Source organism: Vibrio sp. NFR (genome assembly GCF_027587095.1).
Taxonomy (GTDB): domain Bacteria; phylum Pseudomonadota; class Gammaproteobacteria; order Enterobacterales; family Vibrionaceae; genus Vibrio; species Vibrio harveyi.
Genome location: NZ_JAPPTN010000007.1, coordinates 164109 through 182171, shown reverse-complemented (window position 1 = coordinate 182171; position 18063 = coordinate 164109). Strand labels below are relative to the sequence as shown.

At 45.5% G+C, this 18063-nt stretch carries 17 protein-coding genes; 14 read left to right on the top strand and 3 right to left on the bottom strand.

Going from position 1 to position 18063, the window contains the following annotated elements:
• Positions 1-12 precede the first annotated feature (12 nt).
• From OH463_RS15250 to OH463_RS15190, 13 genes are all read left to right on the top strand, one after another.
• Complete coding sequence (locus OH463_RS15250; RefSeq protein ID WP_017817896.1) at positions 13-621, top strand: aminodeoxychorismate/anthranilate synthase component II; 609 nt, start codon at positions 13-15, stop codon at positions 619-621.
• A gap of 38 nt (positions 622-659) precedes the next feature.
• Positions 660-1670: an anthranilate phosphoribosyltransferase gene (trpD, locus tag OH463_RS15245; RefSeq protein WP_005445045.1), complete on the top strand. Its 1011-nt coding sequence runs from the start codon at positions 660-662 to the stop codon at positions 1668-1670.
• A 13-nt stretch (positions 1671-1683) separates the two neighbouring features.
• Entirely contained in the window at positions 1684-3123 is a 1440-nt protein-coding gene (trpCF, locus tag OH463_RS15240; protein WP_033008711.1) for a bifunctional indole-3-glycerol-phosphate synthase TrpC/phosphoribosylanthranilate isomerase TrpF, read from the top strand.
• A gap of 64 nt (positions 3124-3187) precedes the next feature.
• Positions 3188-4378 (top strand): tryptophan synthase subunit beta, encoded by a 1191-nt coding sequence (trpB, locus tag OH463_RS15235; protein WP_005445041.1) that lies wholly within the window; start codon positions 3188-3190, stop codon positions 4376-4378.
• Positions 4378-5184, top strand: a complete 807-nt coding sequence (trpA, locus tag OH463_RS15230) for a tryptophan synthase subunit alpha (RefSeq protein WP_009698413.1) — start codon at positions 4378-4380, stop codon at positions 5182-5184. Before trpB ends, trpA begins: the two co-directional genes overlap by 1 nt.
• A 337-nt stretch (positions 5185-5521) precedes the next feature.
• Positions 5522-6781 (top strand): dicarboxylate/amino acid:cation symporter, encoded by a 1260-nt coding sequence (locus tag OH463_RS15225; RefSeq protein WP_005445037.1) that lies wholly within the window; start codon positions 5522-5524, stop codon positions 6779-6781.
• 162 nt (positions 6782-6943) lie between these two features.
• Positions 6944-8143, top strand: a complete 1200-nt coding sequence (locus tag OH463_RS15220) for an acyl-homoserine-lactone synthase (protein ID WP_269991545.1) — start codon at positions 6944-6946, stop codon at positions 8141-8143.
• Positions 8136-10685: a quorum-sensing autoinducer 1 sensor kinase/phosphatase LuxN gene (luxN, locus tag OH463_RS15215; RefSeq protein ID WP_009698416.1), complete on the top strand. Its 2550-nt coding sequence runs from the start codon at positions 8136-8138 to the stop codon at positions 10683-10685. The genes OH463_RS15220 and luxN overlap by 8 nt, the downstream gene beginning before the upstream one ends.
• A 94-nt stretch (positions 10686-10779) precedes the next feature.
• Positions 10780-11022, top strand: coding sequence for a hypothetical protein (locus OH463_RS15210; RefSeq protein ID WP_009698417.1), 243 nt, complete (start codon positions 10780-10782; stop codon positions 11020-11022).
• A gap of 393 nt (positions 11023-11415) precedes the next feature.
• Positions 11416-11988 (top strand): septation protein A, encoded by a 573-nt coding sequence (locus tag OH463_RS15205; RefSeq protein WP_017189432.1) that lies wholly within the window; start codon positions 11416-11418, stop codon positions 11986-11988.
• A gap of 110 nt (positions 11989-12098) precedes the next feature.
• Entirely contained in the window at positions 12099-12494 is a 396-nt protein-coding gene (gene yciA, locus OH463_RS15200; protein ID WP_005445028.1) for an acyl-CoA thioester hydrolase YciA, read from the top strand.
• A 120-nt stretch (positions 12495-12614) separates the two neighbouring features.
• Positions 12615-12911 (top strand): YciI family protein, encoded by a 297-nt coding sequence (locus tag OH463_RS15195; protein ID WP_005445027.1) that lies wholly within the window; start codon positions 12615-12617, stop codon positions 12909-12911.
• A gap of 3 nt (positions 12912-12914) precedes the next feature.
• Entirely contained in the window at positions 12915-13316 is a 402-nt protein-coding gene (locus OH463_RS15190; protein ID WP_005445026.1) for a GspS/AspS pilotin family protein, read from the top strand.
• 89 nt (positions 13317-13405) lie between these two features.
• Here the strand turns inward: OH463_RS15190 and metE are convergent, their stop codons facing one another.
• Positions 13406-15688, bottom strand: coding sequence for a 5-methyltetrahydropteroyltriglutamate--homocysteine S-methyltransferase (gene metE / locus OH463_RS15185; RefSeq protein WP_114091993.1), 2283 nt, complete (start codon positions 15686-15688; stop codon positions 13406-13408).
• 262 nt (positions 15689-15950) lie between these two features.
• Here metE and metR point away from each other — a divergent pair, with 262 nt between their 5' ends.
• Entirely contained in the window at positions 15951-16862 is a 912-nt protein-coding gene (metR, locus tag OH463_RS15180) for an HTH-type transcriptional regulator MetR (protein ID WP_114091992.1), read from the top strand.
• A 22-nt stretch (positions 16863-16884) separates the two neighbouring features.
• Here the strand turns inward: metR and OH463_RS15175 are convergent, their stop codons facing one another.
• Both OH463_RS15175 and OH463_RS15170 read right to left on the bottom strand, forming a co-directional pair.
• On the bottom strand, positions 16885-17085 hold the full coding sequence (locus OH463_RS15175; protein WP_005445023.1) for a DUF4250 domain-containing protein: 201 nt from the start codon (positions 17083-17085) through the stop codon (positions 16885-16887).
• Between the two features lie 185 nt (positions 17086-17270).
• Positions 17271-17981 carry a hypothetical protein gene (locus OH463_RS15170; RefSeq protein WP_017189428.1) on the bottom strand — a complete coding sequence of 237 codons (711 nt, stop codon included), beginning with the start codon at positions 17979-17981 and terminating at the stop codon, positions 17271-17273.
• Between the last annotated feature and the right edge of the window lie 82 nt (positions 17982-18063).

The window sequence follows — 18063 nt, the reverse complement described above, 5'->3', positions numbered from 1 at the left end:
TAGGGTTCAGAGATGGCTAATATCATTTTTATCGATAACTTTGACTCGTTCACCTACAACCTTGTGGATCAGTTCCGCTCGCTAGGTCACTCAGTCAAGATTTACCGAAACAACATTCCAGCAAAAACCATTGAACAAGCAGTGAATGAGCTTGAGAACCCCGTGGTACTGCTATCGCCAGGTCCTGGTGCGCCGTCTGAAGCAGGCTCAATGCCAGAGCTAATTCAATTGCTGAAAGGCAAAGTTCCTATGATTGGTATTTGTCTTGGTCACCAAGCAATTGTTGAAGCTTACGGCGGTACCGTTGCTGGTGCAGGCGAAATCATTCACGGTAAGGTCTCTATGATGGAGCACCAAAACCATGCGATTTACCAAAACCTACCATCACCACTTGCAATTGCACGTTACCACTCGTTAGTTGCAACCAAGGTTCCTGAGAGCCTAACCATCACAGCAGAAGTGGATGATTTGGTCATGTCTGTTGTACATGAAAAAGATAAAGTTTGCGGGTTCCAGTTCCACCCGGAATCTATTATGACGACCTACGGAGCGACACTGTTGGCCAATGCCATTGAATGGGCACTCGAAGTACAAACTTCAGTGAATTCCCTCACTGCTTAAAAAAGCGCTTGGCACATAAGAAATTTAGGAGAGGAAATATGGAAGCAATCATCAACCCTATTATTACCAAGTTGTACGAGCAAGAGTCACTGACTCAGGAAGAGAGCCAACAACTGTTCGACATCATCATCCGTGGTGAACTCGATCCGATTTTGATGGCATCAGCACTGACTGCACTAAAAATCAAAGGCGAAACACCGGATGAAATTGCGGGTGCGGCAAAAGCACTGCTGGCAAACGCAAACCCATTTCCTCGCCCAGATTACGATTTCGCAGATATCGTAGGTACTGGTGGAGACGGTCACAACACCATCAATATTTCAACCACCGCGGCATTTGTTGCTGCAGCATGTGGTCTAAAAGTGGCAAAGCACGGCAACCGCAGCGTTTCAAGCAAATCGGGTTCTTCTGACCTTCTTGATTCATTTGGTATCAACCTAGCCATGAGCGCAGAAGATACGCGCAAAGCGGTCGACGATATCGGTGTTGCTTTCCTATTTGCACCTCAATACCACGGTGGTGTGCGCCATGCGATGCCTGTGCGTCAAACTATGAAAACACGCACCATCTTTAACATTCTTGGTCCGCTGATTAACCCAGCTCGTCCAAACATCGAATTGATGGGTGTTTACAGTGAAGAACTGGTTCGTCCTATCGCGGAAACCATGCTACAAATGGGTATGAAGCGCGCCGCAGTGGTACACGGAAGTGGTTTGGACGAAGTCGCGATTCATGGCGAAACAACGGTTGCAGAAATCAAAGACGGCAAGATCACTGAGTACACGCTAACACCAGCAGACTTCGGTCTAGAAGCGCACCCGTTAGAAGCAATCAAAGGTGGAGATCCTGAAGAAAACAAGGCGATCATTACCAATATCCTGACGGGTAAAGGTACAGACGCACAATTGGGTGCAGTGGCAGTGAACGTTGCTCTGCTAATGCGTCTATTCGGTGACGAAGATTTAAAAGCCAACACGCAACAAGCGATTGAGGCAATGAATTCAGGCAAGGCGTACCAATTGGTACAACAACTTGCCGCACACGCTTAAGGAATTGAAGAAGATGACTGACTTCAACACTCAGCAAGCTGACAACCTATCTGAGCACGTTTCTAAAAAAGAAGCAGAAATGGCAGAAGTACTGGCGAAAATTGTCCGCGATAAATATCAATGGGTAGCAGACCGTAAGTTGTCTCAACCGCTAAGCACATTTCAGTCTGATTTGCTGCCATCGGACCGCAGCTTCTACGACGCTCTGAGTGGCGAAAAGACGGCTTTCATCACCGAATGCAAGAAGGCATCTCCTTCTAAAGGTTTGATTCGTGATCACTTCGACTTGGATTACATTGCATCGGTTTATAACAACCATGCTGATGCCATTTCGGTATTAACAGACGAAAAGTACTTCCAAGGTAACTTTGACTTTCTTCCTCAAGTGCGTGGTCAAGTCAAACAACCCGTTCTGTGCAAAGACTTTATGGTAGATGCCTACCAAGTTTACCTAGCGCGTCATTACAGCGCCGATGCCGTATTGCTGATGCTTTCAGTCCTGAATGACGAAGAGTACAAAGCGCTAGAAGAAGCGGCACACAGTTTAAACATGGGTATTCTGACTGAAGTTAGCAACGAAGAAGAGCTTCATCGCGCGGTTAAGTTAGGAGCGCGTGTTATCGGAATCAATAATCGTAACTTGCGCGACCTAAGTACTGATTTGAATCGTACTAAAGAACTGGCACCAACAATTCGCGAATTAGCACCAAACGCAACCGTGATTTCAGAGTCTGGCATTTATACGCATCAACAAGTTCGTGATTTAGTGGAATACGCAGACGGGTTCTTGATTGGTAGCTCGCTGATGGCAGAAGACAACCTAGAGCTTGCGGTTCGTAAAGTGACGTTGGGTGAAAACAAGGTGTGTGGCTTAACTCATCCTGATGATGCAGCAAAGGCATACCAAGCTGGCTCAGTGTTTGGCGGTCTAATTTTTGTTGAAAAGTCAAAGCGTGCTGTGGATCTGGAAAGTGCTCGTCTAACGATGAGTGGCGCACCTCTTCATTATGTAGGTGTATTCCAAAACCACGACATCGACTTTGTTGCTTCAATGGTGACCTCTCTGGGGTTAAAAGCAGTCCAACTGCACGGTCAAGAAGATCAAGCTTACGTCAACCAACTCAAAGCAGAGCTGCCATCAGGTGTTGAAATCTGGAAAGCTTACGGCGTTACTGATGCCAAGCCAGAACTGCTTGTAGATAACATAGACCGCCATCTTTTGGATGCTCAAGTTGGCACTCAAACAGGCGGAACAGGTCACGTGTTTGATTGGTCACTGATCGGCGACCCCAGTCAAATTATGCTGGCTGGCGGGTTGTCGCCAGAGAATGCAAGACAAGCAGCAAATTTGGGCTGCTTGGGACTAGATTTAAATTCTGGTGTAGAAAGCGCACCAGGTAAGAAAGATTCACAGAAGTTGCTCGCGGCATTCAATGCAATTCGCAACTACTAAAGCTGTTTGTAGCTAAAAATTTAAAGCTATTCGTAGCGAAAAAAATACGAGAAGGAATATCACGATGGCAAAACTGAATGCCTACTTTGGCGAATACGGCGGTCAGTACGTTCCGCAAATTCTAGTTCCAGCCTTAGAGCAACTAGAGCAAGCGTTTATCGACGCACAAGAAGATCCAGAATTCCGCAGTGAATTCATGACGCTTCTTCAAGAGTATGCGGGGCGTCCAACAGCTCTGACTCTAACTCGTAACCTAACTAAAGGTACGAAAACCAAACTGTACCTCAAGCGTGAAGATCTACTTCATGGTGGCGCACACAAAACTAACCAAGTGTTAGGTCAAGCGCTGCTTGCGAAACGCATGGGCAAAAACGAAATCATCGCAGAAACCGGCGCAGGTCAACACGGCGTAGCAACTGCACTAGCGTGTGCGCTACTTGGTCTGAAATGTCGTGTTTACATGGGTGCAAAAGACGTTGAACGTCAAAGCCCGAACGTATTCCGTATGAAACTCATGGGTGCTGAAGTAATTCCAGTTCACTCAGGTTCAGCAACACTTAAAGACGCATGTAACGAAGCACTACGCGACTGGTCTGCAACTTACGAAGACGCACACTACCTACTAGGTACAGCTGCAGGTCCTCACCCATTCCCAACGATCGTTCGTGATTTCCAGAGAATGATTGGTGAAGAAACGAAGAATCAGATTTTGGCACGTGAAGGTCGTCTTCCTGACGCCGTTATCGCGTGTGTTGGTGGCGGCTCAAACGCGATTGGTATGTTTGCTGACTTTATCGAAGAAGAAAGCGTTCGCCTAATTGGTGTAGAACCTGCGGGTAAAGGCATCGATACAGACCAACATGGTGCACCACTTAAGCACGGTAAAACGGGTATCTTCTTTGGTATGAAAGCACCTTTGATGCAAGATCCAAACGGTCAGGTAGAAGAGTCTTACTCTGTTTCTGCGGGTCTAGACTTCCCATCTGTAGGTCCACAGCATGCGCATCTTAACGCTATTGGTCGTGCCGAATATGACAACGTCACCGATGATGAAGCACTAGAAGCATTTCAAGAAATTGCGCGTCATGAAGGTATTATTCCTGCTCTCGAATCTTCTCATGCACTGGCACACGCCCTGCGTATGGCTCGAGAGAACCCAGAAAAAGAGCAATTGTTAGTTGTAAACCTATCAGGTCGTGGTGATAAAGATATCTTCACTGTGCACGCCATCCTAGAAGAAAAAGGAGCGATCTAATGAGCCGTTATGCAAAGATGTTTGAGCGCCTAAACGAGAAAAACCAAGGCGCGTTTGTACCGTTCGTAACGGTTTGCGATCCAAACGCTGAACAGTCCTACCAAATCATGGAAACGCTCGTGGAGTCCGGTGCAGATGCTTTAGAGCTGGGTATCCCATTCTCTGATCCACTGGCAGATGGTCCGACAATTCAAGGGGCGAACATTCGTGCTCTAGAATCTGGTGCTACGCCTGATATCTGCTTCGAGCAAATTGGTAAGATCCGAGCGAAATATCCCGAGCTACCAATTGGTCTTCTGATGTACGCAAACCTTGTTTACTCACGTGGTATCGAGAACTTCTATGAGCGTTGTGCAAAAGCGGGCATCGATTCTGTTCTGATTGCAGACGTACCAACCAACGAAAGTGCAGAGTTTGTCGCAGCCGCTGAGAAGTTTGGTATTCACCCAATCTTTATCGCGCCACCTACAGCCAGTGACGAAACGCTTAAGCAAGTATCAGAGCTTGGCGGTGGGTATACTTATCTACTCTCTCGTGCCGGCGTTACTGGTGCAGAAACCAAAGCAAACATGCCAGTTGGTCATATGCTAGATAAGCTGAACCAATTCAATGCGCCACCAGCGTTACTCGGTTTTGGTATCTCAGAGCCAGCTCAAGTAAAAGAAGCACTAGAATCAGGTGCTGCAGGTGCTATCTCTGGTTCGGCTGTTGTGAAGATCATTGAAGCAAACGTAGAGCAACCGCAAACCATGCTCAACAAGCTTGGCGAGTTTGTATCAGCAATGAAAGCTGCAACACAAAAATAACGTATTACTGATTTGTGGAATATGAGATCGATTCCTTATTAACCATTCGGAATCGATCTTTTTTTTAACATCCATTCTCTAAATTCTCCTCTTCCTTACCATCTATTTTATAAACATCACCCAGTAAAAATATCACTACGATCGATAGCAATCGTTTGCCTCTGATTAAAAAACTATCATTCATCAATAAATTCCCAGTTAGTTGGTCAGTTTGTACGGAAATTGTATTGCTAATTGTGAATGATAAGTGTAAAAAGCAAGGCGATATAATTATCCAAATAACAACTTTAGATTGGTGGGTAATTTTAGGATTTTACATATTATTAGCACAGAGGTTATGGAAGTGTTAAAACAAAAGAGTTTGCTAAACAACATTGGCGTGCAAGTCGTCATTGCAATGATCGTGGGTACTGCCGTTGGTGCCTTCATGGGTCAAAGTGCGACTGTATTCGCGCCGCTTGGTGCTATCTTTATCAACCTGATCAAAATGCTTGTGATCCCTTTGGTTGCAGTGGCGCTGATCTCAGGTGCGGCTGGTCTAGGTAACAGTCAATCTGCAGGTAAAGTGGGGTTAGTAACCCTAGGTTACTTCGGTCTAACGTCAGCGCTCGCTGTTGCACTAGCGCTGTTTATGGGTGAAGTATTCCAACCGGGCATGGGTATCGACGTTTCTGGCGTTGAAGGCATGTTTTCTGCTGAGTACGCTTCAAAAGGTGAACTACCTACTTTCTGGGCTACCATCACTGGTATGATTCCAACGAACGTTTTCCAATCACTAAACGAAGCGAACATCCTTCAGATCCTTGTGTTCTGTATGTTCTTCGGTATTGCGATTTCAAAACAAGAAAAAGCACGCCGTGAACCAATCATCAATGGCGTAAACTGCATCGTTGACGCAATGGTTTGGATGATCAACAAGGTCATGATTATTGCCCCTATTGGTGTATTCGGTCTTATGGCTGAAGCTGTGGGTACGTTCGGGTTTGGCGCTCTAATGGTAGTGTTCAAGCTTTTCGTTGTTTACGTTGCAGCAATCCTTGTCTTCGGTTTCGTTGTGTACCCAGCAATGGTGCACATCTTCACTAAGACATCGGCGAAAAAGTTCGTATCTGCAATGAAGAAGCCACAAGCGGTTGCCCTGTCTACAGCTTCATCGATGGCGACACTACCAGTTACAATGGATACGTGTGAGAAAGAGCTGGGCGTTAAAAACTCAACAGCATCCTTTGTTCTTCCTCTTGGCGCAACCATCAACATGTCCGGTAACGCAATTTACTATGGTCTGGTTGCAATTTTCTTCGCGCAACTGTTCAACATCGACTTAGGCATGGGCGCGTACATCGCTATCATCGTGACTTCAACGTTAGGTGCAGTAGGTCAAGCTGGTGTTCCAGGCCCGTCATTCCTAGTCGTTGCAGTACTGCTTGCTGCAGGTATTCCAATCGAAGGTCTGCCACTATTGTTCGCTCTAGACCGTATCTTCGATATGATTCGTACCGCACTAAACATCACCGGTGACGCTGCATGTGCAGTTATCGTAGATGCTTTAGTTGAAGAAGAAGCGGCACAAGTTGAGCTTCAAAAGCAAGAAGCATAAGCCTGAACGCATTTTAAACAAGCCGCTCAAAAGAGCGGCTTTTTTTGTACTTAACATTGCAGTAAGTAACCATTTAAATAGAAACCAATGGCATATTTTTTCTCAAGTGATATAAGGGAGCCATAAACATAAAAAATCAATAAACCTAGGCTAGGTTGAACCATGAAATTTACGTCGTCTTTAGGCTCACTGTCGACGAGCTGTCTGCCTATCGAAACAAAACAGCAAGCATTGCTTGAACTCGTCATCAACGCATATCAACCGCACGAGCGCGCTGCTCTATTTCAGACTATTACTGATTATCGCAGAAACCAATTAGTCTCTATCTTCCCTGAACATCAGGACAACAGCTTTTCTGTGCTGTTCGAATTGATGGACTATCGAGATCTTGTGCAACGTTACCCAAGCACACTTTCAGCCGATATTGCTTTGCTAGAAAAGGTCGTCGGTCAATGTTACATGCATTGGCTCGAGTTTTGGTGCGCGTGCGAAATTGCCGCGATCAAAGCCAAAGCTCCATTCACAACGTCTGCCCCTACTTCGCCCTCCTTGCCATTTAAGGACAGCGCGTACTACGGCGCATTGATTGAGCGAATAGAAGATGCGCAACTTGCGGTACAAATCCCCAGCCATCCGCATGCAATGTCAATCAGTGATGCAATTACATTGAGTAATCTTGAGCTTTTTATACAAGGTGAAAAGTGGTACGAAATGTTGCCTTTACTCTTTCTATCTCAAGTCGGTAAGCACTTCATCTTACTCAAGCACCCTGATGAGGAATCGTGTCCAACGCTCGTTGCTTCAGCTTTGATTCAGGATTGGCAGATACACAATACATGGCTAAGTTATGCGCCGCAGTTTAGCAATGCAAAGTGGCATTATTGCTTACCAGAGCACGCAGAAGAGACCCTAGCTCGCTTACAGCTGTTTACATCGCCAACACTGTCAAAGTGTTACTCTCTCCAAGAATTTGATAACGAATTCAAGTTACAATTGTCTGATAAAAAATCGGTATGCGAAGTATTGCGACTGACGGTAAGTGGAAATGCTCAACAAAAGCTCTACTATCTCTATCTTGCTCAAAAAGAATTAATGAGTGTTTTGCACCAAGCAGGTTACAAAGTCGGCTTCACAATCATTGAGCAACCTTTCATGCTCAACTTTTATAAAGCAATTGATAAAGAAGCGTATTTCCATTCGGGATATTGCGACCTAAACAATGACGGTAAAAAGACTTACCGTGGATTTTGGAATTTTGAAATGATGGTCAAAGCCTTCAATAACATCGATTTTCGCCACTACAAACGCACCGTAAGTGCGATAAGAAAAGGCAAATCGGTCGAAAGGGACGAACATGTTTGATCTCAGCTTAGAGGCAATCGTTTACACCAAAGCCATCACGTTACTTGCGACAGTGGCGGTGGTGATGATCTGGTTAAGCTATTACTGCTATCGACTCAAACAAAAGAACGAAGTGATCTTTGGTACACACCATGCGCCCTACATTGCGTATTCAGTGTGTATCATTGCGTGGATCAGCAGTAACGCTTACTTCCATACCAATCTCTTGCCTGAACTTGGTGCTTCGGCGGGCATCTTTATGGCGAAGTTTGCTAACTTAGCATCCTTTTTTGCTTTCGCCTTTGCTTACTATTTTTCTTGCCAGCTTGCGGCAGAGCAACGCAAAGGCAAAGTGCATTTGTGGCAGCAAGGTATCTTTGTCACCTTGACGGTGTATTCACTGTTTATCAATTTGCGTCCAGATTTGACAGTCGAACACGTCGATATTGAAGGTCCTAGCCAGTTTGTTATCGAATTTGGCTCACACACGTCCTATTTCTTTATTGGTTTGGTCAGTTTCGTTGTGCTCACTTTGGTCAACCTCGTCGCCATGCGAGCAAACAGCAGCAAACTTACGCTAGCAAAAACCAACTACATGATCGCGGGCATTTTAGTATTCATGCTCTCTACCGCGACCATTCATCTTGGTATGACCTACTTCTTGGGTGATTTCTCTCTGACATGGTTGCCACCCGCGCTGTCGATCAGTGAGATGCTCTTTGTCGGGTATGCACTGCTGACCTCGCGCTTCTACAGCGTGAAGTACCTAGCGTACATGACGTTAAGTGCCTTATTGGTATGTGCTATTTTCGTGCTTCCATTGGGGGCTATCTTTATCCCGATGACTGACAATAACCAATGGTTAATTGCCACGCCGATCTGCGCTTTAATCGGGATCACTTGGGGCTTGCTATACAAACGCGTAAGCCGTTACGCCTCTTTCCTGATTTACGGTGATAAAAAGACACCTGTCCAACAAATATTGGCGCTAGAAGAGGACTTTAAACTCTCAATTGATGATGCAATGCGCCGCTTAGGAACACTGCTGCAGATTCCTAATGACAAGCTGCGCCTGGTCACCAGTAACTACAATGAAACATTCTACGAAGATTACCTTTCATCAAACAATTCAGTGCTTGTCTTTGATGAGCTTTCTGAAGAACTTGAATACAAAGTTCCAGCTAAGCGTTCAATGAAAGCGCTTTACGATAAGATGAGTTCGAACAATACAGCATTGGTGATGCCGCTGTTTGGTCAGGGTAAATCTGTCACACACCTATTGGTCTCGCCGCATAAAATCAACAATCAGATGTTCTCTAACGAGGAAATCTCCGCCTTGCAGACGCTGCTTACTCGAGTACAAAGCACGATCGAAGCAGATCGCCGTATTCGCCAAAGCCGAGCACTTGCCAATTCGATTGCTCACGAGATGCGCAACCCACTCGCCCAAGTGCAGTTGCAATTTGAAGCCTTAAAGCAGCACATCGAATCTCAAGCACCGACCGAACAGATCTTGGTTGATATTGAGAATGGACAAACAGCGATCCAACGCGGCCGCCAATTAATCGATATCATTTTGCGCGAGGTCAGTGATAGCTCACCAGAGCACGAGCCGATTGCCATGACCTCTATCCATAAGGCTGTAGACCAAGCCGTAAGTCGCTACGGTTTTGAAAATGAGAAGATTATTGAACGAATCCGCTTACCGCAACACGCTGACTTTGTGGCAAAACTTAATGAAACCTTATTCAACTTTGTCATTTTCAATCTCATTCGCAACGCAATTTACTATTTTGACTCTTATCCAGACAGTCAAATTGAGATCAGCACCAAAACCGGTTCTTACGAGAACGTACTGATCTTTCGAGATACAGGTCCAGGCATCGACGAAACCATTTCTCATAAAATTTTTGATGACTTTTTCTCACATCAAAAGAGTGGCGGCAGTGGCTTAGGATTGGGCTATTGTCAACGCGTTATGCGATCGTTTGGTGGACGAATTGAATGTGTATCGAAGCGCGGTGAGTTTACCGAGTTCCATCTGTATTTCCCTGTAGTGCCCAACGCACCGAAAGCAGAAACACTGCGGACTCCGTATTTCAATGACTGGAAACAAAACCAGCCACGCACTGAACAAAACGTCGTTGACAACGTATCAATAGATAAAGATGCACCAACAGTACTCATTGTTGATGACAAAGAGGTGCAACGTGCGTTGGTGAAGATGTATTTAAACCAACTCGGCGTGAATAGCCTGCAAGCCAACAACGGTGAGAATGCCGTTGAAATGTTTAAAAACCACTCCGTGGATTTGGTTCTAATGGATGTGCAGATGCCTGTGATGAATGGCTTTGAAGCGAGTAAGCACATCAAAGCAATGTCCGCTTACACCCCTATCATCGCTTTATCTGGAGAGTCTGGAGAACGTGAACTGGAGATGATTAGCAAGCTCATGGATGGACGGTTAGAGAAGCCCACCACCTTGGCTGCTCTACGTCATGTTCTCAAAGAGTGGCTAGATAAGGACGCTGCTTCGCACACTTTTGAAACACAGAGCGAATAGTTGGCACCTGATATGCATTACTGAAGTACAAATCGAATTATCCATTGATTCAAGCCCTCAACAACAAAGAAGAGTCGCTTGATAAGGAGTGAACATGATGCTTCATAGACACACATATTACGGCTTGATACACCACGGCATCAAAACCTTATTGCTTGACCGTGTTGGACATTACACCGAAGAAGAGTATCACCAGTACCTGAATTTAATGACCGGCAAATCAACATGTTTCACCATGAGTCATGACGAGCTTGAAGCGACCGTCGACAACCTACTACGCGAAGGTTATCTAGAGGACGTGAAAACGCTCATTACTCGATATCAAGAGGTCGCCTAACCTACTTGTTACCTCAAATTGCCGCTTCTTGAGCGGCAATTTTATTTTCCTTTCGACCTATACCCAAGTAACCTCGAGATGCTAGGTTCAGCGAGAATGACTTGGTTTGTAGACGCGGCGGCGATTTAAAGGTTTAGTGGGCCTAAATCAAGAATCGGCAACAAAGTATACAAGCCAAGACAACTCGCCCTTTGGGAGCGTGTCATTGACCCGATTACTGCGTCAAACAACTTGGAAAGAGGTGGCTATTACACTGCGTTGTTTTCCTTGTTCTCGAATCAATGACAACGCTCTGAATCCTGCATCTTGAAGTCACTTGGGTATATAGATGTTCACTTTGCCTCAGATTTCGCTAGACTGTCCTCAACTCAACAACTAGGTAGTATTTGCCATATGAAGCAAATCCTTGATTTTATCCCTCTGATTATCTTTTTTGCCCTATACAAGATGTACGACATTTATATGGCGACCGGCGCATTGATTGTCGCAACGGCAATCCAGTTGGTTGTGACATTTGCCTTGTACAAAAAAGTGGAAAAGATGCAACTGGTCACTTTCATTATGGTGGCGGTCTTCGGTGGTATGACCATCTTTCTGCATGACGACAACTTTATTAAATGGAAAGTAACCATCGTTTACGTCATGTTTGCCGTTGGCTTAACGGTAAGCCACGCCATGGGGAAATCCGCTATAAAAGGCATGTTAGGCAAAGAATTAACGCTACCTGACGCCGTCTGGAGCAAAATAAACTGGGCTTGGGTTGGCTTTTTCTCCTTCTTCGCCGTATTCAATCTCTACATCGCGTATACCTTACCGCTTGATGTATGGGTTAACTTTAAGGTGTTTGGCTTATTGATTGCGACAGTGGTTTATATGATTGCAACGGGCTTTTATATCTACAAACATCTACCAAAAGACGACAAAGAGCAGAAAGAAAACTCATCCGATGTATCGGTTGATGATTAAAAACTCAGTTTTGCTATAATCCGCGCACATTGATTATTCGCAGCGACCCAAGGGTCGCTGTTTTGTTGTTTGCTCCATTTTTTGCATATTAGAAATATTAGGATGTCATCATGAGTGAAGAAGGTCATTCACCTAAAGGGCAATTACTGCTTCGTACTTTGGCAATGCCGGCCGACACCAATGCCAACGGCGATATCTTCGGTGGTTGGATCATGTCTCAGTTGGACTTAGCTGGCGCAATCTTGGCCAAAGAAATATCTTCAGGTCGCGTTGTTACTGTGTCAGTTTCCAGCATTACCTTTAAAAAGCCTGTTAGCGTTGGGGACGTTGTATGTTGCTACGGCGTATGCAGTAAAATTGGTCGCACTTCGATGAGCGTTGATCTAGAGGTTTGGGTAAAACCAGTCAAAGTCGATGGTGTTGAAGACCGCTTCATGGTTTGTGATGCCACCTTTAACTATGTCGCAATCGACAGTGATGGTAAGCCTCGCCCAATTCTGAAGTAACAAAGCACCCGAAAGGGACCAAATGCTAGGAAGAAGCTCACAATTTCTTATGTTGACTTGTGAGAGGCACAAAAAAGGCGTTAAATTAAGGCTTTACCCCACCGATTAAGGAACTATGCTATGTGGTACGTCATCTTTTCTCAGGACGTCGAGAATTCATTGGAAAAGCGTCTGAGTGTTCGCCCTCAACATCTTGAGCGCTTGCAACAGCTTCATGACGAAGGTCGCTTGTTGACCGCCGGTCCAATGCCAGCTATCGATTCTGACAATCCAGGTGAAGCGGGCTTTACTGGCTCGACCGTAATCGCCGAGTTCGCATCTTTGGAAGATGCGCAAGCTTGGGCTGATGCGGATCCTTATATTGCGGCGGGTGTTTACGAAAACGTGATCGTAAAACCGTTCAAAAAAGTGTTTTAAGTTATGAAAAAATTACTGTGTCTCTTCCTCGCATTAGGTGCCTTGGCGGGTTGTTCATCGAATGATGATAAGCAGCGTCAACTTGAATTGATGGCATCTAATCGTGCAGGCGTTCTCTCTGCGGGTTTACCGCTCGAATACGGTCCACTCAAGATCCTACGCGTATCATCCAACAAAAATGTGGTTGAGATGATGATGATCTATAACGACGATGCACTCGGTGCAAAACCACTAAATCAAGTACTGAACACCAGTATCTATACTTACTGCAACACACCAACAGTGCGTGAACAGATCGATATGGGCTTGATGTACCGCATTAAAATTAGAAATTCTCGTGGTCAGTTGATGGCAGACGAGTTGGTTTCAGAACAAACCTGTACGGCGAGTCAAAAGCCACAGTAAAGATTGGAATGGTTAGCTTAATCCAATCACAAACAAGCAAAAGCGAGGGGCTATCCCCTCGCTTTTTCGTTTCTACTCAATCTTCACGACTAAACCAGCTCCGCTCGTAGCTTTTTCGCCGCGGAGACTAGATTCGCTAACGCAGCTTCTGTTTCTGACCAGTTACGCGTCTTTAATCCACAATCAGGATTTACCCACAGACGCTGTGCCGGAATCTTCTCTGCCGCTTTCTTGATTAGCTCTTCGATCCATTCTTCCGATGGAATGTTCGGCGAGTGAATATCGTAAACGCCCGGACCGATTTCGTTAGGGTAATTGAAGTCTTCGAACGCTTTGAGCAATTCCATGTTCGAGCGCGAAGTTTCAATGGTAATCACATCTGCATCTAACGCGGCAACAGAATCAATGATTTCATTAAACTCGCTATAACACATGTGCGTATGAATTTGCGTTTCTGGTTTAGCGCTTGCCGCCGCGATCTTGAATGCATCGACAGCCCATTGCAGATACGCTTTATGGTCACGTTTTTTCAGTGGCAAACCTTCACGGATAGCAGGTTCATCAATTTGAATGATATTGATGCCAGCCTGTTGTAAATCAGACACTTCATCGCGCAGTGCCAAAGCAAGTTGGTCAGCAATTGCTTTACGGGTGATATCTTCACGAGGGAAAGTCCAACATAGAATTGTCACTGGTCCTGTCAGCATCCCTTTCATTTGCTTATTCGTTAAAGACTGAGCATAAGTTGACCATTCAACCGTGATTGGTTTTTCACGTTCAATATCTGCGACAACAATAGCAGGCTTAACGCAACGAGAACCGTAGCTTTGAACCCAGCCAAACTTCGTCGTCTGGAACCCTGCTAAGTTTTCTGCAAAGTACTCCACCATATCGTTACGCTCTGCTTCACCGTGCACTAATACATCAAGATCGAGGGCTTCTTGACGTCTAACCGCATCTGCAATGTGCCCTTTTAGCGCTTGGTGATAGTCATCCGTCGAAAGTTGACCACTACGAAACGCACTGCGCTGAACACGAATCTCACTGGTTTGAGGGAAGGAACCAATCGTCGTCGTTGGTAGTAGAGGTAACCCTAACACTTCCGCTTGATGCGCAGCTCGCTCTGCATAGGGTGCGCTGCGCTCAGTTAAGGATGTTGAGATGCTATTCAAGCGGGCTTGCACATGTGGCTTGTTGACATGAGCAGCCGTTTTGCGATCTTTAATTGGTTGGCTATATGTATCACACGCCAATATCGCGTTGTGGTCACCATCGAGCGCACGACCAAGTAACGCAACTTCCGTGACTTTTTGTTTGGCAAACGCAAACCAACTTTTAACTTCATCACTGAGCGCTGGCTCAAGATCCAAATCCACAGGGCTGTGTAACAGTGAGCAAGAGCTGGCTACCCATAGATTGTCACCAAGTTTATCCTTAACGGGTTGCAAACGTTCACGCTGCGCACTCAAGTCAGAGCGCCATACATTACGACCATTCACCACACCCGCAGAAAGTACCCAGCCTTGTGGCAGTTTTTCCACCACCTCATCAAGCTGCTCAGGCGACGCGGATAAATCGATATGAAGGCCATCAACTGGCAATTCGACAATCTTATCTAACGTGTCACTCACCGAATCAAAATAGGTAGTAAGTAGAACTTTGACATCGCTACGAATGACTTGATATGCCAATTTGAATGCGTCGCCCCACTTCTCTTCAAGCTCCAGAGAAAGAATCGGCTCATCGATTTGGACCCATTCGACGCCTTGATTTGCTAATTTGGACAGAATCGCTTGATAAGCGGTTAGTAATCTTGGCAATAAGGTGAGGCGATCAAAATCTTCTTCGATTTCTTTTCCTAAATACAGGTAGCTTAATGGTCCCAACAAAACGGGTTTCACGTTATGACCCAGTTTTATGGCATCGTTCACCTCTTCGAACAATTGAGGCCAACTGACTTCAAAACTATCGTCTTTGCTGAACTCCGGCACAATGTAGTGATAGTTGGTATTAAACCACTTGGTCATATCAGACGCAGCCGCCCCAGAACAACCGCAACCCGCTTGAGATTGCCCACGCCCGACTTTGAATAGTGTGTCTAAATCCGGAAAGCCATTAGCGTGGCGCTTTGGTGTGTGCCCTAGCAGCAGAGTGGTGGTCAATACATGATCATACCAAGCAAAATCGCCAGCCGTCGCGAAGCTCAATCCTGCTTCAGCTTGAGTAGCCCAGTTCTTTTCACGAAGTGTCGCCCCTACTTGTTTAAGCTCAGTTTGTTCAATTTCTCCTCGCCAGTATTTCTCCTGTGCAAACTTCAGCTCGCGCTTTTCGCCAATGCGTGGGTATCCAAGAATATGCGTTGTCGTTGTCATGTCCGTATTCCTTTCAGTGTCTGATGTTTGAGTCAGTACATCGAGATTAAATTTCACCAAGATGTCTGGATGGCTAAAACTATCTCTCTGAGGGGCAAATTGAACAACATCCAATTATTCAACTTGTTTATTAGGAAAATTCATAATGAGAGCGCTCACTCGTAATCTCCCAAAACAAATAGACGTCTAGACGTTTACATATCCAATTTTTATCGGTAAGTTAATAAAGCTCATGGTAGAAACACAAGGATGAATGGGATTCATGATAGAGTTGAAACACTTACGCACTCTGACCTCGTTACGAGACACAGGGTCACTCACGGCCACAGCGACAGCACTGCACCTGACGCAATCCGCTCTTTCTCACCAAATCAAAGATCTTGAATCTCGCATCGGTGGTCAGTTGTTTTTGCGTAAAACACGCCCAGTGAAGTTCACATCCGAAGGTGAAATATTACTTCGTCTTGCCGATGACGTTTTACCCAAACTCGCCCGAGCAGAGAATGAACTCGCGAGCTTGAAAGAAGATGTCAATGGACGTTTACATATGGCTATCGAGTGCCATTCTTGCTTTCAATGGCTGATGCCTGCGTTGAAGGAATACCAAGTTACCTGGCCAAGTGTCACGCTCGACTTCTCTTCCGGTTTTGGTTTTGAACCTCTCCCTGCGTTGCTTGCCGGAGAGCTTGACTTGGTGATCACATCCGACATTCAACCACGCTCAGAAGTACACTATGAGCCGCTGTTTGATTTCGAAATGCGTTTGATCACGTCCACCAGCCATCCGCTTGCTAATAAAGACATCATTGAACCAGAAGATCTTGCCGATCAAACCATGCTCTCCTACCCGGTTCAGAAACAGAGATTAGATGTCGTGAAACACTTTTTGCAGCCAGCGGGGGTTGAACCTGCGAAGTGGAAGCAAGCAGATAATACTTTGATGTTAGTGCAAATGGTGTCAGCAGGGTTAGGTGTTGCCGCGCTGCCTAATTGGGCGATTTCAGAGTTTTCGCGCCAAGGGCTCATCATCAGTAAGCCTTTTGGTAATGGGTTATGGCGTCGTTTGTTTGCCGCAACACGAAATTCAGAAAAGGAGAAGCGCTATCTACAAGCATTCTTTGCCACGGCACGCCAACAATGCAAAAGCCACCTTGATGGCATCAAGATGGCTTAATGATTCAGATATAGAGACAAGATTAGCGTTCGTAAGATTTGAACTGATTGGTAAGTGGGTCATATTGATAGCCGAGCATATCAAGCTTGCCCACTACCGATTCAACATCCATCTCGTACATAGAAACCAGCTCTTCGAAACTGTCGCATTCTAAGCGCAGCTTTTCATTGACGATACCCAGCAAAATAATGCTGTCCCAGTTACTCACATTGCTTAAGTCCATAGCGACACTCCTCTAAGACAAGGTATTTAGCCTCAGGGTTTTGTTGAGCACATGCTTCTAGGCGCGCTCTAAACAAATAGAGGCTATAACTAAAGCGTAGACTTAATCGAATGATTTGAAAGTGAGCTCGGTCTAAATCCCGAGCTCATTTGTGAAATTGTATGGGGAAAGGATAACCCAGCAGCTTACGCGCCAAGTAGAAACAGGCCTTGGAGACTTGTCATGGATGCCAAAGCAAGCAGCAGCGCTGCAGCAAGCTGAGCCTTATTCGGTGCTTTGTGCGTAAAGATGTGCCAACACCAAACCACAATCGCTATGATCAACATGGCTAGCGACGCCAAGATATGCTGTGTGACTGAGTTCAGTGTTGCTTCATCAAGTTGATATGCAGAAAACAAGGTCAGCACGACTAGCAACATACCCGATACAACACCAGCCACAGGTAAAATGCGGTGGAAAGCTTGCAAACGACTGCGCGCGATAACGAGAAGCAACTGAGCAAATACTGCCCCCAAAAAGAAAATCATGACAGCCATTGACGCAGAAGCCGCCCAATGCGCTTGCTCGAATACTTGGATACTCACATACGCAAACGCTAAGCCATTCGCTAGATGCAACGCCCATAGCGGACCTTTCTCACGTGTCTTCTTAGTTTGAACTTGAGAGTAGAAGTAGAAAATCGCGAATACGATCATGAATGCTTCAATACGAAGCGACGCTACTGCCAACCAAAGAATACCTATAGATGGCAGCATCTTGTGCAGACGACCACGTTGACCAGGACAAATATCACCTTTGATCAAAAGCAACGTCAACAGCGCTTGAGCGCCAAACAGCATTGGAGGAAAAGTTAACAGCAGTTGTTGAATCATGTTGAATACAAACTCAAAAGTCATTTTGGGGTGGCGATAATAGCAAATCGCCTATCGCCAAACCACCTAAACCCAACATGCTACTGTGCTTTATTACGGCCAAGCC

Bases quoted from the DNA above. Each gene is read 5' to 3' on its own strand.
- OH463_RS15250 (WP_017817896.1), top strand. From the start codon at position 13: ATGGCTAATATCATTTTTATCGATAACTTTGACTCGTTCACCTACAAC.
- trpD (WP_005445045.1), top strand. From the start codon at position 660: ATGGAAGCAATCATCAACCCTATTATTACCAAGTTGTACGAGCAAGAG.
- trpCF (WP_033008711.1), top strand. From the start codon at position 1,684: ATGACTGACTTCAACACTCAGCAAGCTGACAACCTATCTGAGCACGTT.
- trpB (WP_005445041.1), top strand. From the start codon at position 3,188: ATGGCAAAACTGAATGCCTACTTTGGCGAATACGGCGGTCAGTACGTT.
- trpA (WP_009698413.1), top strand. From the start codon at position 4,378: ATGAGCCGTTATGCAAAGATGTTTGAGCGCCTAAACGAGAAAAACCAA.
- OH463_RS15225 (WP_005445037.1), top strand. From the start codon at position 5,522: ATGGAAGTGTTAAAACAAAAGAGTTTGCTAAACAACATTGGCGTGCAA.
- OH463_RS15220 (WP_269991545.1), top strand. From the start codon at position 6,944: ATGAAATTTACGTCGTCTTTAGGCTCACTGTCGACGAGCTGTCTGCCT.
- luxN (WP_009698416.1), top strand. From the start codon at position 8,136: ATGTTTGATCTCAGCTTAGAGGCAATCGTTTACACCAAAGCCATCACG.
- OH463_RS15210 (WP_009698417.1), top strand. From the start codon at position 10,780: ATGATGCTTCATAGACACACATATTACGGCTTGATACACCACGGCATC.
- OH463_RS15205 (WP_017189432.1), top strand. From the start codon at position 11,416: ATGAAGCAAATCCTTGATTTTATCCCTCTGATTATCTTTTTTGCCCTA.
- yciA (WP_005445028.1), top strand. From the start codon at position 12,099: ATGAGTGAAGAAGGTCATTCACCTAAAGGGCAATTACTGCTTCGTACT.
- OH463_RS15195 (WP_005445027.1), top strand. From the start codon at position 12,615: ATGTGGTACGTCATCTTTTCTCAGGACGTCGAGAATTCATTGGAAAAG.
- OH463_RS15190 (WP_005445026.1), top strand. From the start codon at position 12,915: ATGAAAAAATTACTGTGTCTCTTCCTCGCATTAGGTGCCTTGGCGGGT.
- metE (WP_114091993.1), bottom strand. From the start codon at position 15,688: ATGACAACGACAACGCATATTCTTGGATACCCACGCATTGGCGAAAAG.
- metR (WP_114091992.1), top strand. From the start codon at position 15,951: ATGATAGAGTTGAAACACTTACGCACTCTGACCTCGTTACGAGACACA.
- OH463_RS15175 (WP_005445023.1), bottom strand. From the start codon at position 17,085: ATGGACTTAAGCAATGTGAGTAACTGGGACAGCATTATTTTGCTGGGT.
- OH463_RS15170 (WP_017189428.1), bottom strand. From the start codon at position 17,981: ATGACTTTTGAGTTTGTATTCAACATGATTCAACAACTGCTGTTAACT.